Here is a 14,849-nt window from a genome sequence, read left to right on the forward strand (position 1 = left end):
CGACATGGAACTCTGTCGACCCTACTATTTTTCCATTTGTGGGTGGTCAACTTTTTGTTTAGCAAAGTGGTCAACTTTTTGATTGACAAACACAGCTGTTGATGAACGAGGGATTGTTGGCGGCTCCCAGTCTGTCACATCCTGATCGCCCACGAGCCCGATTATGCCGATTCGGTAAGACCGGAACACAGAATCTCCCTGCAAATATCAGGTCATTCCCACGGTGGACAAGTATGCATTCCAATTGTTGGTCCGACATTATTCCCTCGTATGGGAAGGAAATATCACACGGGACTGAACCGGGCCCCCACTGCCTTGTATATACCAGCCGGGGACTTGGGATGTCCCATTTGCCGTTCCGGTTGTTGTGTCCACCGGAGGTAAATCTGCTCACTCTCAGGAAGCCGATCCGTACATCATCTTGAGACGCTTCACAATGGCCGTCAACATTTTGCCGAAAAAAGCCGCCAAAGGCGACACACTTATTTGACATCGATTGCCGGTTTTGACCCCGTTCCAGGTACAGTTTGACCCCAGTTTATGAGTGGCGGTTGTTGTGAGGATGGGTTTGGTGTGCAGTGATTGGCTCGCCTGCTATAATGACTCGTCCCTGAAAAATAGCGGACTATTTGGTACTAATTGTAACATTTTTGGGTAGTGATTTTAGAAATAGCGACTTTTGAGGCTCTAATTCAACCCCTTGATTTCCGAGAAGAAATTAATATATCCCAATAAGTACATGTGAATTCGCTATATCAAAAATCCTGCCATCAGATCGTGAAATAAAGGTTTCATAATCAGTTATTTTACAACCAGGAGTATAAGTTTGGTGCAATCAGGCTCCCAAAAATTTATATCAAACTTCACTCAGACAAGGTACACAGGATACGAAAAATTGAAGAAAGATATATCCGAGGTTATACGGAGCCTTTCTTCCTGAGACCGTAAAAACTTTTGTGTAAATGGTTAAACTTACCAGATATAAGGAGATGACCATTTATGTAAAATGCCAGAGAGAAGCTTATTCAGGATTTAGCCAGAGATTGCCGGACTGTTGAGGATGTCCATGAGGCTCTTAAAAGCCTATTCAAGGACACGCTTCAACAGGTATTTGAGGCCGAAATGGACCACCATTTAGGCTATGAGAAGCACAGTTCGGAAGGTGATAATTCCGGCAGCGGCCTCAGTATTAGACGCAGCAATACCGATGATGGAATGGGCTCGTGAAAAGAAAGAATCCTTTTCCGCAACAAGATTATATCTACTGGCACCAGACAACGGTCTGCTCACTTTAAAGCCTTGTAACATCAGCTTGCCTGCAACAAGACTTCGCGTGCATTAGCCAAATACTGTTGCCCCGGATGATGCATATTCCATACCCTCTCTACAACTTCTTTCGTAACCTGCGGGAGTTTGATAAATTGTAAATCTCATAGGTCGGCATATCGTCATATTTCGATGTCCATCGGCTTCCCGATACTTCCGGCAACAAATCACGGTAACATCCCCAGTTCAAAATATGTACGTCATGCAGTCCGTCTTCATTGAACGATGAAATGAATTGTGCATTGCATGCCGGGGCGTGTGAGTAAATTAACAGTTTTTCTGCAATGGATATATCTTGTGACCATTGATCCGAATCAGGAGTGCGTGCACTAGCCAACCTTCGAAAACGCAAAAAAGAGACCTAACACGGTCTCTTTTCTGATAGGTTTGGTGGAGGCGAGGGGACATGTTGTTCCATGCTTTCGCATTGGCACTGACTATATCTTGAACTTGGCCGATTTTTTCACCGTTCCAAGTCCCTTGGCGTCTTATGCGGAACATAATTTGTGACTCGATCGACGGGTCAGAATTCCGCATCCTAGTACTGCCTTCTCCAATTCACTTGGATTTTCAAGGCAGCCTATGAGTCGATACACGGCTGTTGGATTGCTCCACATACCGCTCGGTATTACCTTATTCAGGACGCTGAGCGGCGTCCACAAACGTAGGCTTCACCGATTAAGCCAAGTTTTCACTTGTGTGTCACCACACAAGGCGACCAGATACCCGAAATTCGGTTTTTCCAATCGAACCCCTGTCCGAAGACCTCGCCACATAAGCTTCTCCGGGTGCAGTCCGCTCTACTTAAAGTTTCGCCTCACACCCGCCGAGGGACAGGCTGGTGATCAGCTAGTCTGCTGAGTTTCGCCTGGCATACACAGACCGATATGTCCAGACTATCCGGCTTGGATGACGTCCCGCCCGCTACACCGGAGATAGCGAACAGAACGGCCTAGCTGCAATTAAGCAGCGAGAGCGAGGTTGTTGTTTTTGTTTGCGTTTATATTTACGCCCGCGTTATTAACGTGTCCGCAGCCCCACGACCCGCTACTCATGCTCGAACAATCCCCGTCGAATCCAAAAACGCCCCCATATAAGGGCCCAACGAAGTGACTAGAAACCTCCAAAGTAATTCCGAGTACTTCATTGGAGACCCGAAAAACCATAAGATCAGTGAGCAAATTTTAGTTTACCATAAAACCCACACAAAAGCGATGGCAGTTTGTCTCTCCATTGCCTAGTATTTCTGCTTTTCGCGCAATGCCCGCTGCATATCTCGCTGGGCATCCCGCTTTGCAATCGACTCCCGCTTGTCATAGTTCTTCTTGCCTTTGGCAAGCCCAAGCAACACCTTGCAATATCCGTTACGGACATACAGCTTGAGCGGAATCAGCGAGTACCCTTTTTCTTTTGTCTGCCCCAACAGTTTCATTATCTCCGACTTGTGCAGGAGCAGTTTGCGGGTACGTGTGGGGTCGACGTTGAAACGGTTTCCCTGCTCAAAAGGGGAAATATGCATGTTGATCAGCCATGCCTCACCGTTGGAAATCCGGGCAAAGCTGTCCTGAAGGTTCGCCTTGCCCTGGCGGACCGACTTGATCTCAGTCCCTGTCAGGACGATGCCAGCCTCAAAAGTATCTTCAACGAAATAGTCGTGAGACGCTTTCCTGTTTTGGGCCAATGCTTTCGGACCCTCATCCTTCTTCGCCATTGCAAGCTCACCTCCTTGCCACAACCGTACCAATTACTATAACAAGAGCGGAAAGTCAAGTCAATACAAGGCTTCCCCCTGTTAATACAAGGCTTCCCAATGTACAACATATTTAAAAAAACCCGCCGGTATGGCGGGGTCATGACAAATCCCTGTCTCAAAAGAGTTTTTTGGCATACATCTTGGAATTCTCCAAGACCGTTACCGCCCTCTCGACATTGCCAAGTTCTTGGTAGCATTTGCTGAGAAAAGGAAGCGTCTTGATAAGGTCTCCAATTCGGGAATATTTCTGGAAAAGCGGAATCGCTTCTTCCAAATAGTTAACCGCTTCTTTGATTTGCCCGTTTTTGTAGCAGATTTGGGCCAACACTTTTTTCAAATAAGGAATTGTATAGTGATCTCCGTTTGCGCTTTCAATTCCTTGCAAAGCGTATGCTTTGGCTTCCGTCAGATTTCCTCTGTTCAGTTCAACTATTGCCATCTCCTCGAGTACACTTGGCAACATATCCAAGAATTTATGTTCTTTGAACTCAACCAAGCACTCTTTTAGAAGATCAAGTGCTTTTTCATACTTTCCTGTCAAGCCTACTAATACACCATAATTATGTTTGACAAGAATACTGTTTTTTTCTAAAGGAAGATTCCTGAACATATCCATTGATTTTAAATAATATTCCTCAGCTTTTTCATATTGTCCGAGGTTTTTGTATTGAATCCCCATATTCATCAGCATGGTGGCTGCACGTGCCGGGTAATCGGGGAAATACAGTTCGTAGGCTGCTTGATACAACCCCAACGATTTGTTGTATTCTCCCAGTTTGGAAGACACAACGCCCATGATGCTTTTTGCCCTTGCTTTGGCATACTTGTCGGCTTCAGGCAGCGTGTCGAAGATGGAATTGGCTTTCTCCGAGTAAAAGTGGGCAAGACTCAAATTATGCAGTTTGTAATAGCTTTCCGCCAGTTGATTCAGGATTTTGGCATGAAATTCCCGGTCTCCCTCCACCTGAACCACCAAAAGAATTTCGTCTAACCGGTCGATTGCCTCCTTTATCTTTCCGGTATTCTGAAGACATATGGCAGTCTGGTATTTCAGCTCGTTGGACTCAACTACGCTTGGCCGGTCCTCCAATTGTTTGAGAAATTGAAAAGCCGCACCATATTGTTCGTGTTCCATCAGATCCAGGGCAAACCGGTACATGGCCCTACCGCCCAGATCGAAATAGACATCCTTGAAAAAGGTCTCGACAGAAACCCCCAGTCGCTTGATAATTTGCAGCAATAGTTCGGTTGAAGGATTTGCTTTGTTGCCCTCAATCTGGGAAATCATGCTCGGTGTAACCAATCCGGAAGCCAGTTCCGTTTGCGTAAGGCCTCTCCAGACACGAAGGCGTTGAATTTTATCACCTAATGCAATCATTTGGGTGCCTCCTCTTTAGTACTTCTGAATTCTCTAATATATAAGCTAACATAACAGACGAATTTTTACAATTTATTAATAAAAGACCCGTACCCGGGTCTTTATATGTCCCGCTTATTTCTTTTTTCTCTTTGCGGCTTTTTTGGCCACCACCTTCAATCCTTGCTTTTTCTGTCTGTCTGCTGAACCTGTCTTATCCCTGCGAATGCCCTTCCGGCCCTTCGACTTTGCAGCCCGTTCCGCCACAACCACCTTTTCCCGCCTTCGGTCACCTGTTTTTTCTTTCCGTTTTCCTCCGCCTATCCCAACGTATTGACCGCCTTCCAGCATTCGGAAATCAATGGTCCGGTTCTCTTTGTTGACCGCTTCCACCCTTACTTTGACCCGGTCTCCAATCCGGAAGGTTCTGCCTGTCCGTTCTCCGATCAACGCATAACGCTTTTCATCATGATGGTAGTAGTCATCTTCCAAATAAGAGATGTGAACCAGACCTTCAATAGAGTTGTCCAACTCGACAAAAATTCCAAAAGTGGTGATACCGGAGATATGCCCTTCATATTCCTCCCCGACCTTGTTTTCCATAAACTCCACTTTCTTGACCAGATCCGTTTCCCGTTCCGCATCCACTGCCAGTCGTTCCCGTTCCGATGCATACTGAGCGATTTCCGGCAATCGGGAACGCAAATATTCGGTTCGGTCCTGTGACAGCAGCCCGCCGTTTTCAAAAGTCTCCCGAATGATTCGGTGAATCACAAGATCGGGATATCTGCGTATCGGTGAAGTGAAATGACTGTAATATTCGGCTGCAAGCCCGAAGTGGCCCAAAGGTTCGTGAGAGTATTTTGCCTGCTTCATGGAACGCAGCATGACAGTGGAAATGATCCTTTCTTCCGGCTTGTCCTTTACTTCTTCCAGAAGCTTCTGCAAGGCGCGCGGATGGACTTTGTTGCCGACCCCCTTCACAGAATAGCCAAAGTTGTAGATAAATTCATTAAACTCGTCGATTCTGTCTCCGTCCGGCTCCTCGTGAATCCGGTATAGGAATGGAACATTCATCCAGTGGAAATGTTCTGAGACCGTTTCATTGGCAGCCAGCATGAACTCTTCAATGATTTGCTCCGCTATGGAACGTTCCCGCTTCTTGATCTCAACAGGTTTGCCCTCTCTGTCTACAACTATCTTGGTCTCGACAAAGTCAAAATCAATAGCTCCCCGACGCATCCGCCTTTCAAGCAGTTTCATCGCAAGTTCTTCCATCAATTGAAAATCCGGTACCAGATCCTTGTACCGTTCCATCAGTTCCGGGTCTTTCTCCACCAGAATCTTGCGAACGTTTGTATAGGTCATTCGCTCATTGGTCTTGATGACGCTGGGATAAATATCATGACGCACCAACTCGGCATCCGGTGTCCATTCCATGTCACAGGTCAGGGTCAATCTGTCCACTTTCGGATTCAAGGAACAAATCCCGTTGGACAAACGGTGCGGAAGCATCGGAATTACACGGTCCACCAAATAAACAGAAGTCCCCCGGTTTAGCGCTTCCTTGTCCAGTGGAGAATTCTCACGCACGTAATAGCTAACGTCCGCAATGTGAACGCCAAGCAGTATATTTCCGTTGGCCAACCGCTCCACCGACACGGCATCATCCAGGTCCTTCGCATCTTCCCCGTCAATGGTGACCATCCGGCGGTTTCGCAAATCGCGGCGACCTTTTAAATCCTCTTCGCCAATAGTTTCGGGAACTCGTTCTGCCGCTTGCAGCACTTCCTCCGGAAAGGCTTCCGGCAACCCATGCTTGCGGATCACCGCCAGAATATCCACACCCGGTTCATCCGGATAGCCAAGAACCTCAATTACTTTTCCCTCAATGGATTTCCAGCCTTCAGGGTAATGGGTGATTTCGGCTACCACCTTCATGCCGTCAGCAGCTCCGTTGAATTGCGCTTCCTGCACAAACAGTTCAATCCCCAAACGAGGATCGTCGGGGATAACAAATGCGTAATGCTGGTGGGAGACAAATGTGCCCACTACCGTTTTATGAACCCGTTCCAGAATCCGGATGATGGCGCCTTCCCTCCGGCCATTGGCCCCCGCTTTCGTATGTACCCTTGCAATGACTTTATCCCCGTGCATGGCGCCGTTCATATCGCCTGCATTGACATAGACATCTCCGTTTGCGATTTCTTCCGGATCTGTTGGGATTACAAATCCAAACCCTTTGGCTTTGCCCTGCAACCGTCCGACCACTAGGTTCATTTTTGAAGGCAGTCCATACCGGTGTGTGCGGGTACGAACCACAATCCCTTCATCCTCCATGCGGTTAAGCAGCAAAACCAGTGATTCCAGTTCGTCTCCTTCCCGAACGCCCAATGCTTCTTTCAATTCCATGACATTCATTGGTTTGTACAGCTTTTCCTTCATGATTTCCACGATTCTCTGCTCCAAAATCCCGCACCTCCTTCCGGAACTGTTGCTGTCCCTGAATCTTTAGTTTTCCTTTAAAAACGCTTCTATATCCGCAAATACCTGTTCCCTGTCATGGTCGACAATCAGGATATGCCCGGAATTGGGATATTGTTTGAACTGCTTCTTGGCAGAACCAATGTGACGGTATATATATTGGGCACTTTCGGGTCGAACAGTCAAATCCTGTTCCGCCTGCATGATCAGGGCGGGGGCACGAACCTGATCCAACTCTTTCCGAACCATACGGATCAATTTCAGCAGTTCGGGCACACACTTGACAGGTGTCACAGTATAACCCGCCATATAAGGTTCAATGTGTTCCGGATAGGGTGCCTTGTTTCTGGTTGTCTTAATGAACGGAGTCAACCAGCGGGTGAACCGGGCCCTTCGATCTGCAAGAAAGATGGGGGCACACATGGGGATAACCCCTCTGACCGGCAGCCTTGCTGCCAAATGAAGCGACAAGGACCCACCCATGGAAAGGCCTGCAACAAACACGTCTTTACACTGCTTCTTGAGGTCAAAATAGGCATCTCCGGCCGATTTGATCCAGTCCTTCATACCTGTTTTCATCATATGTTCCGGTGTTGTTCCATGACCGGCCAAGAGAGGGGCTTTCACCGTAAACCCCCTTTCTGCCAGGTATTCTCCCAGTGGACGCAGTTCAGACGGTGTGCCCGTAAAGCCGTGAATCAACAGCACACCCGTTTTTCCACCATTGAATTCAAACGGTTCCGGTCGTTTAAGATTCATCGTCTTTCCCCCCATGACCCGTTATAAAATCGGCCACCAGCCGGCAAACTTCCGCCTGATCGCGACCCAGACAGATCATATGCCTCGAATCCCCCAAAAAATGAATCTTTTTCTCCTTGGACCGGACGGCATTGTAGATGTACCAGGCACTTCTTGTCTGTACAAGATCCTCCTTTTCCCCCTGGATAATCATCGTGGGAACCTCAACCCGCTTCAGGTCGGGCTTCAATGCCCGAACCAGCTTCTGAAAGTTCAGGATGGCTTTTAGCGGAGTAATCCGGATCCGCATGGCGTAGCGCTGGATATCTTTTGCGCCCGGGTCGCCCCCGTCCTCGTGCGCTTTGCCTCGAAATATTCGCGGATTGTCCCGGAATGCCTTTACCCGGTGTTGAACCGCTTCGGCAACGGTTCGGACAAGCTGCCGCCGATTGACATAGTAAATGGGCGAAGACAGCATCGTAAGAGATCTCACAGGATACTTGGCCGCCAAATGAGCGGCGATTAAACCGCCCATGGAAAACCCCATGACATGGACCCGCTTTCCCTGACTTAACAGCCTCAACAGTACCTCCTCGGCACTCTGCACCCAATCCTGCCAGCCGAATTGCTTCATATCCTTCCGGGTCCCGCCATGGCCGGCCAGTGTTGGAGTATGCACTTCATGACCGAGTGACCGCAAGTAATTGGCCAGAGGCTCCACTTCATGCGACGAACCTGTAAAACCATGGAGGATCAAGCAACATGACATCAGCAATCACCCCGAAAGAAAGGAAAACCCCGCCATTACCTGCGGGGTAGATTTCTTCATATGATATGGTTTACTGGTTTGTGACAAGCCATGCTACCCAGACGGACAAAAGGATAAAACCGATCGCCAATCCAGCGGTGATCTTTGCAAAAACCGCATCCATCCCGCGAGCTTTGCGCCCCATCATTTGCTCCGCACCGCCGGTGATGGCGCCAGACAGGCCCGCACTTCTGCCGGACTGCAGCAGCACGGTGATAATCAGGAGTACGCTGAAAATCACCAGTAAAATTTTTGCAAATGTAACCATGCTTCCACCTCCCGGAACGGGTCCGTGAACGAACGAGAAATTTGATGCCGTTTTATTGTAGCATAGGCAGCTTCAGGCGGCAACCTGTTGTCGCTTATCGCTTGATATTGTAGAACGCTTTTTGCCCACCGTACTGGCTGGTGTAATCCAGCATGTCTTCAATCCGCAGCAGTTGGTTGTACTTCGCCACGCGGTCTGTCCGGGACGGGGCTCCCGTTTTGATCTGACCGGCGTTGGTGGCAACGGCAATGTCGGCTATGGTCACATCTTCCGTCTCGCCGGAGCGGTGGGAAATTACAGCTGTGTAGCCTGCCCGTTTGGCCATTTCAATTGCTTCGAAAGTCTCGGTCAGGGTGCCAATCTGGTTGACCTTTACCAGAATGGAATTGCCCACGCCCGATTCAATTCCCTTCGCAAGACGTTCGGTGTTGGTCACAAACAGGTCATCGCCCACCAGCTGCACTCTGGAACCCAGTCGTTGGGTCATGATTTTCCAGCCGCCCCAATCGTCTTCCGACAGTCCGTCTTCGATTGAGATGATCGGGTATTTGCCGGTCAACTCTTCGTACCAGGCAACCATTTCTTCGGAAGTCCTGGTTACCCCCTCGCCTTCCAGATGATATTTGCCATCCTTGTACATTTCGGTGGAAGCCACATCCAGGGCAAGGAACACTTGTTCGCCAGGTTTGTAGCCCGCACGCTCAATGGCGGTCATGATCACTTTCAACGCTTCTTCATTGGACTTAAGGTTGGGGGCGAAACCGCCTTCGTCACCTACAGCCGTATTCAACCCCTGTTCTTTAAGGACCGCTTTCAGAGAATGGAAAACTTCAGCCCCAATCCGCAGCGCTTCCCTGAAGCTTTCCGCTCCCACAGGCATCACCATAAACTCCTGGATGTCCACGTTGTTATCCGCATGAGCGCCACCGTTCAAAATATTCATCATGGGAACGGGCAAGGTTCTGGCATTAAATCCGCCAAGGTATACATAAAGAGGCAGCCCCAGGAAATCGGCCGCCGCGTGAGCGACAGCCATGGATACGCCGAGGATGGCGTTGGCACCCAACTTCCCTTTGTTCGGAGTTCCGTCCAGGTCAATCATCAGTTTATCGATGCCCACCTGATCCAACGCATCCATTCCCACTATCTCCGGTCCAATAACGTCGTTGACATTATCAACCGCTTGCAATACCCCTTTGCCAAGGTAACGGCCTTTGTCTCCGTCTCTAAGCTCAACCGCCTCGTAGGCGCCTGTCGATGCACCGGAGGGAACAATTGCACGGCCGATAGAACCGCTCTCCAGTTCCACTTCCACTTCCACCGTCGGATTCCCACGGGAATCCAATACTTCTCTGGCACGAACGTCATAAATGATACTCATTGCCTGCTCATCCTTTACATAAAAATTTTTACACAATCAATGTTTTCCCTGTCATCTCCGCAGGTTGCGGCAATTCAAGCAAAGTCAGAAGTGTCGGCGACACATCCGCCAGAATTCCTCCATCTCGCAACCGGATCCCCTTTCGAGTCACAATACAGGGCACCGGTTGAGTCGTATGGGCGGTCCAGGGTTTGCCCGTAACTTCATCAATCATAATGTCCGCATTGCCATGGTCTGCGATGATCATGGCCACCCCGCCTTTTTCCAGCACTTTGTCTACGACCCGGCCCAGACATTCGTCCACTGCCTCCACCGCTTTAATGGCTGCTGCCAAATCACCTGTATGCCCCACCATGTCCGGATTGGCATAGTTTAGGATAATAGCGTCAAACTTGTCTGCCTCAATCTCTTTGGTAACCGCATCCGTCACTTCATAGGCGCTCATCTCCGGCTTCAGATCATAGGTGGCCACTTTCGGAGAGGGAATCAGAATCCTCTCTTCCCCTTCGAACCGCTCTTCCCGTCCCCCCGAGAAAAAGGAAGTGACATGCGGAAATTTCTCGGTTTCCGCAATCCGCAATTGTTTCAAACCGTGCTGGGTGAGCACCTCGCCCATCGTATTGTCCAGATTTGTGGGTTTATAGGCCACGTAACCGTCCACCGTTTCTGAAAAGTGAGTCAGGCAGACATAATACAAGTCTTTGGGACATTTGGGTCCCCGGTCGAACCCCCGGAAGTCCTGGTTGGTGAATGCCTGTGAAATCTGAATGGCCCGGTCTGGCCGGAAATTGAACATGATAATCGCATCCCGGTCCTTAATCCGCCCGACGGGTGTGCCGTCCGGATTTACGATGACAGTGGGCATCACAAACTCGTCCGTTACCGACTTTTCGTAACTTTCCTTCAGCGCGAGGATCGGGTCCGTGTATTGCGGCCCTTCCCCGTATACCATAGCCCGGTAGGCCTTCTCCGTTCTTTCCCAGCGTTTGTCCCGGTCCATGGCGTAATAACGGCCCTGCACTGTAGCCAGTTTTCCTACACCGAGATCCTCCATCTTGTATTGCAAATCACGTATGTAGTTGACAGCTGTATGCGGCATCACGTCTCGGCCATCCAGAAATGCATGGACATACACCCTGTCCAGTTTCTGTTGTTTACATAACTCTAACAAAGCAAACAGATGCTGGATATGGCTGTGGACTCCGCCATCGGAGACCAGGCCATACAGGTGCAGATCGGTTCCGTTCTCCTTTACATGGCGGATGGCGTTCAGAAACACCGGATTGTCGAAAAATTCGCCTTCCCGGATCGATTTGCTGATTCTGGTCAGGTCCTGGTAAACAATCCGCCCTGCCCCGATATTCAGATGTCCCACTTCTGAATTGCCCATTTGGCCTTCGGGCAAGCCTACAGCTTCACCGGATGCATTCAATTGCGTATGGGGATAGGTTCCCCAATACCGGTCGAAATTCGGTTTTTTCGCAAGGGCGACTGCGTTCCCCTCTGTCTGTTCGCGCAATCCGAACCCGTCCAGAATAATCAACGCTACTGGTTTTGGTCTTGTCATCCGGCTCCCTCCTTAAAGTTCTATTTCTCTTTGGTTACGGCTCCCCGTACCAGTCCCACATAGGAATCCGGCACCAAACTGGCTCCACCCACCAAGGCTCCGTCAATTTCCGTTTGTGCAAGGAACTCGCCGATATTGTCCGGTTTCACGGACCCACCGTACTGAATGCGAATCCGATTGGCGGTTTCCTGATCAAGAATATGAGCCAAAGTTTTGCGGATGTGTCCAATCACTTCGTTTGCATCCTGGGCAGTGGAGGATTTTCCGGTGCCAATTGCCCAAATCGGTTCATAGGCAATGACCAATTCGGCTGCTTGATTTGCAGCAACTCCCGCGATGGCAGCCCGTGTCTGTTCCTCCACGATGGTGAAGGTTTGGCCTGCCTCCCGCTGGTCCAGGTCTTCCCCGACACAAATAATGGGAATCAGGGAATGCTTCAGAGATGCATGAACCTTCTTGTTGACCGTTTCATCCGTTTCGTTAAAATAGGCCCGGCGCTCCGAGTGACCAATGATTACATACCGGACTCCGAGTTCGGTCAGCATGCGGGGGGAGATTTCCCCCGTATAAGCCCCCTCTTCTGCGAAGTGTACGTTTTGCGCCCCCAGCAGCAGGTTGCTGCCTGTCAATGCATCCCTTAGAGCAGCCAGTGCAGTAAAAGGCGCACAGACAACCATGTCCGCACCGGTTACTCCTTGCAATTCATTCGTAACGACCATAGCAAACTCTTTTGCCTCGGCGATTGTCTTGAACATCTTCCAGTTTCCCGCGATGATGGGAGTGCGCGACATGTTATGGCTCCTTCCCTTGATTTACTTGTCATGCAAGACGGCTACACCCGGCAGCACTTTGCCCTCCAGAAATTCAAGCGACGCTCCGCCGCCTGTGGAGATATGGGTCATGGAGTCAGCCAAACCGCTCTTCTCGACAGCAGCAACCGAATCTCCGCCTCCCACAATGGTTGTGCCGTCCACTTCAGCCACTGCCCTGGCCACTTCGTTGGTTCCTTTGGCAAAGGCGTCGAATTCGAATACACCCATGGGCCCGTTCCAAATTACCGTCTTGGAGGAACGGATCGCTTCCCGGTAGCTGGCGATGGTTTTCGGTCCGATATCCAGAGCCATCCAGTCTGCGGGGACTTCATCCAAACCAACCGCTTTATGTTCCGCATCGGCCGAAAACCCGGTGGCAACGACGAGGTCAACGGGAAGCAGCAAAGCGACCCCTGTATTCTTTGCCCTTTCCACCAATTCTTTCGCTATTTGCAGCTTGTCGGACTCAACCAGGGATTTGCCCAGCCGATGGCCAAGCCCTGCCAAGAAGGTGTTCGCCATGCCACCACCGATCAGTAAACGATCCACTTTATCCAACAGGTTTTCGATCACTGAAATCTTGTCGCTGACTTTAGCCCCGCCAATGATCGCGGTAAAAGGCCGCTCAGGATTGGACAGCGCATTGCCCATGACGGAAATTTCCTTTTCCATCAGAAAGCCGGCTACCGCCGGAAGATAGGCAGCTATGCCCGCCGTGGACGAATGGGCCCTGTGCGCTGTGCCAAAAGCGTCATTCACGTAGATGTCCGCAAGTTCCGCAAACCGGCGGGAGAGTTCAGGGTCGTTTTTTTCCTCTCCCTTATGGAAGCGGACGTTCTCCAACAAAAGTACATCCCCGTTTTCCATCAGCGCAATGCGCTCCATCACTTGCGGCCCGATGGAATCACTGGTCTTTTCCACGTTCTTGCCCAGAAGTTCCGATAAACGAACCGCCACAGGTTCCAGGCTATACTTTGGATTGACTTCCCCTTTGGGTCGTCCCAAATGGCTGGCGAGAATCACCTTCGCTCCCTGGTCGATCAGGTACCGGATGGTTGGCAATGCTGCCTGAATCCGTGTATCGTCGGTGATTTTTCCGTCTTCCAAGGGAACGTTAAAATCCACTCTCACAAATACTCGTTTGCCATGTACATCAATATCCCGGACACTTTTCTTGTTCATGACGGGTCCCTCCATGCAATGTAAAGAGGAGAATCAATCATTCTCCCCAGCGTATCATTTTACCAAAGATAGGTCGGGACGTAAATTGTCCCGACCAGGTCACCCCGGGACAATTTACGTCCCCCAAAAAAACAGTCAGAGTGACTTCCTGGCAATATATTCGATTAGGTCAATCACCCGGTTGGAGTAGCCCCACTCATTGTCATACCAGGACACCACCTTGACCATGGTGCCGTCTATTACCATTGTGGACAAAGCGTCAATATGGGAGGAATGCGGATTGCCGTTATAATCGCTTGATACAAGCGGTTTTTCCGAGTAGCCGAGAATCCCCTTCAACGAACCTTCTGCAGCCTCTCTTAAGACCCCGTTGACTTCTTCCACCGTAGTTGCTTTCTCCACTTCCACATTGAGATCCACCACCGATACGTTCGGGGTCGGAACCCGCATTGCAAAACCGTTCAATTTGCCCTTCAGTTCAGGAAGAACTAATGCCACAGCTTTTGCCGCTCCGGTTGAGGTCGGTATGATGCTAAGAGCTGCAGCGCGCGCACGGCGCAAATCTTTATGCGGAAGGTCAAGAATCTGCTGGTCGTTCGTGTAGGAATGGACTGTCGTCATCAAACCGTGTTTGATCCCGAATTTTTCATGCAGCACCTTGGCGAAAGGCGCCAGACAGTTGGTGGTGCAAGACGCATTGGAGATTACATGATGAGAACCAGGATCATACTTGTCTTCGTTAACTCCCATCACAATGGTGATATCTTCGTTCTTTGCCGGAGCCGAGATAATGACTTTCTTGGCACCACCCCCGGTGATATGTGCCTCCGCTTTGGCCTTATCCGTAAAACGGCCGGTGGATTCCACCACGATATCCACACCGAGATGTCCCCAGGGCAGGCTCCCCGGTTCCCGTTCCGCCAATACTTTGATTTCTTTGCCGTTGACAAAAAGAGACCCTTCTTTCCCTTCCACCTCTGCTTCCAGAACCCCATGAACACTGTCGTATTTCAACAGATGGGCAAGAGTCTCCGCATCAGTCAAATCATTGACAGCCAGAATCTCAATATTTGGGTTATCCATGGCTGCCCGAAACACGTTTCTTCCGATTCGTCCAAAACCGTTAATGCCTACTCGAATTGTCATTTGATTTCCTCCCCTATCCCTTTGATC

Annotated in this window: 11 protein-coding genes, 1 other RNA gene and 1 pseudogene; 1 reads left to right on the forward strand and 12 read right to left on the reverse strand. The window is 49.8% G+C overall.

Going from position 1 to position 14,849, the window contains the following annotated elements:
- Nucleotides 1-1,023: 1,023 nt before the first annotated feature.
- Nucleotides 1,024-1,179 (forward strand): annotated as a pseudogene (locus tag EFBL_RS21325) (IS256 family transposase); the annotation flags it as partial.
- An 890-nt stretch (nt 1,180-2,069) separates the two neighbouring features.
- Here the strand turns inward: EFBL_RS21325 and ssrA are convergent.
- The 12 genes from ssrA to gap form a co-directional block, all read right to left on the reverse strand.
- Nucleotides 2,070-2,408: a transfer-messenger RNA gene (gene ssrA / locus EFBL_RS12700) on the reverse strand.
- Nucleotides 2,409-2,563: 155 nt separating this feature from the next.
- Entirely contained in the window at nt 2,564-3,037 is a 474-nt protein-coding gene (gene smpB, locus EFBL_RS12705; RefSeq protein WP_096182493.1) for an SsrA-binding protein SmpB, read from the reverse strand.
- Nucleotides 3,038-3,194: 157 nt separating this feature from the next.
- Nucleotides 3,195-4,457: a tetratricopeptide repeat protein gene (locus EFBL_RS12710; RefSeq protein ID WP_096182494.1), complete on the reverse strand. Its 1,263-nt coding sequence runs from the start codon at nt 4,455-4,457 to the stop codon at nt 3,195-3,197.
- Between the two features lie 114 nt (nt 4,458-4,571).
- A complete protein-coding gene (gene rnr, locus EFBL_RS12715) occupies nt 4,572-6,881 on the reverse strand; it encodes a ribonuclease R (protein ID WP_231705799.1) in 2,310 nt (769 codons plus the stop codon).
- Between the two features lie 66 nt (nt 6,882-6,947).
- On the reverse strand, nt 6,948-7,679 hold the full coding sequence (locus EFBL_RS12720) for an alpha/beta hydrolase (protein ID WP_096182496.1): 732 nt from the start codon (nt 7,677-7,679) through the stop codon (nt 6,948-6,950).
- The gene (locus EFBL_RS12725) at nt 7,669-8,427 is read right to left on the reverse strand and encodes an alpha/beta hydrolase (protein ID WP_096182497.1); all 759 of its coding nucleotides are present in this window, start codon (nt 8,425-8,427) and stop codon (nt 7,669-7,671) included. The genes EFBL_RS12720 and EFBL_RS12725 overlap by 11 nt, the downstream gene beginning before the upstream one ends.
- A 70-nt stretch (nt 8,428-8,497) precedes the next feature.
- The gene (gene secG, locus EFBL_RS12730) at nt 8,498-8,734 is read right to left on the reverse strand and encodes a preprotein translocase subunit SecG (RefSeq protein WP_096182498.1); all 237 of its coding nucleotides are present in this window, start codon (nt 8,732-8,734) and stop codon (nt 8,498-8,500) included.
- Between the two features lie 94 nt (nt 8,735-8,828).
- On the reverse strand, nt 8,829-10,115 hold the full coding sequence (eno, locus tag EFBL_RS12735) for a phosphopyruvate hydratase (RefSeq protein ID WP_096182499.1): 1,287 nt from the start codon (nt 10,113-10,115) through the stop codon (nt 8,829-8,831).
- A gap of 28 nt (nt 10,116-10,143) precedes the next feature.
- The gene (gene gpmI / locus EFBL_RS12740; RefSeq protein WP_096182500.1) at nt 10,144-11,682 is read right to left on the reverse strand and encodes a 2,3-bisphosphoglycerate-independent phosphoglycerate mutase; all 1,539 of its coding nucleotides are present in this window, start codon (nt 11,680-11,682) and stop codon (nt 10,144-10,146) included.
- Nucleotides 11,683-11,702: 20 nt separating this feature from the next.
- On the reverse strand, nt 11,703-12,473 hold the full coding sequence (gene tpiA, locus EFBL_RS12745; RefSeq protein ID WP_096182501.1) for a triose-phosphate isomerase: 771 nt from the start codon (nt 12,471-12,473) through the stop codon (nt 11,703-11,705).
- Between the two features lie 21 nt (nt 12,474-12,494).
- On the reverse strand, nt 12,495-13,676 hold the full coding sequence (locus EFBL_RS12750) for a phosphoglycerate kinase (protein WP_096182502.1): 1,182 nt from the start codon (nt 13,674-13,676) through the stop codon (nt 12,495-12,497).
- Nucleotides 13,677-13,811: 135 nt separating this feature from the next.
- Nucleotides 13,812-14,822 carry a type I glyceraldehyde-3-phosphate dehydrogenase gene (gene gap, locus EFBL_RS12755; RefSeq protein ID WP_096182503.1) on the reverse strand — a complete coding sequence of 337 codons (1,011 nt, stop codon included), beginning with the start codon at nt 14,820-14,822 and terminating at the stop codon, nt 13,812-13,814.
- Nucleotides 14,823-14,849 lie beyond the last annotated feature (27 nt).

Origin of the sequence: Effusibacillus lacus (assembly GCF_002335525.1) — a bacterium.
GTDB lineage: Bacteria > Bacillota > Bacilli > Tumebacillales > Effusibacillaceae > Effusibacillus > Effusibacillus lacus.

Excerpts from the sequence above, each read along its gene's own strand:
- tpiA (WP_096182501.1), bottom strand. The coding sequence starts at position 12,473 with ATGTCGCGCACTCCCATCATCGCGGGAAACTGGAAGATGTTCAAGACA.
- secG (WP_096182498.1), bottom strand. The coding sequence starts at position 8,734 with ATGGTTACATTTGCAAAAATTTTACTGGTGATTTTCAGCGTACTCCTG.
- gpmI (WP_096182500.1), bottom strand. The coding sequence starts at position 11,682 with ATGACAAGACCAAAACCAGTAGCGTTGATTATTCTGGACGGGTTCGGA.
- smpB (WP_096182493.1), bottom strand. The coding sequence starts at position 3,037 with ATGGCGAAGAAGGATGAGGGTCCGAAAGCATTGGCCCAAAACAGGAAA.
- eno (WP_096182499.1), bottom strand. The coding sequence starts at position 10,115 with ATGAGTATCATTTATGACGTTCGTGCCAGAGAAGTATTGGATTCCCGT.
- gap (WP_096182503.1), bottom strand. The coding sequence starts at position 14,822 with ATGACAATTCGAGTAGGCATTAACGGTTTTGGACGAATCGGAAGAAAC.
- EFBL_RS12710 (WP_096182494.1), bottom strand. The coding sequence starts at position 4,457 with ATGATTGCATTAGGTGATAAAATTCAACGCCTTCGTGTCTGGAGAGGC.
- rnr (WP_231705799.1), bottom strand. The coding sequence starts at position 6,881 with ATGAAGGAAAAGCTGTACAAACCAATGAATGTCATGGAATTGAAAGAA.
- EFBL_RS12725 (WP_096182497.1), bottom strand. The coding sequence starts at position 8,427 with ATGTCATGTTGCTTGATCCTCCATGGTTTTACAGGTTCGTCGCATGAA.
- EFBL_RS12750 (WP_096182502.1), bottom strand. The coding sequence starts at position 13,676 with ATGAACAAGAAAAGTGTCCGGGATATTGATGTACATGGCAAACGAGTA.
- EFBL_RS12720 (WP_096182496.1), bottom strand. The coding sequence starts at position 7,679 with ATGAATCTTAAACGACCGGAACCGTTTGAATTCAATGGTGGAAAAACG.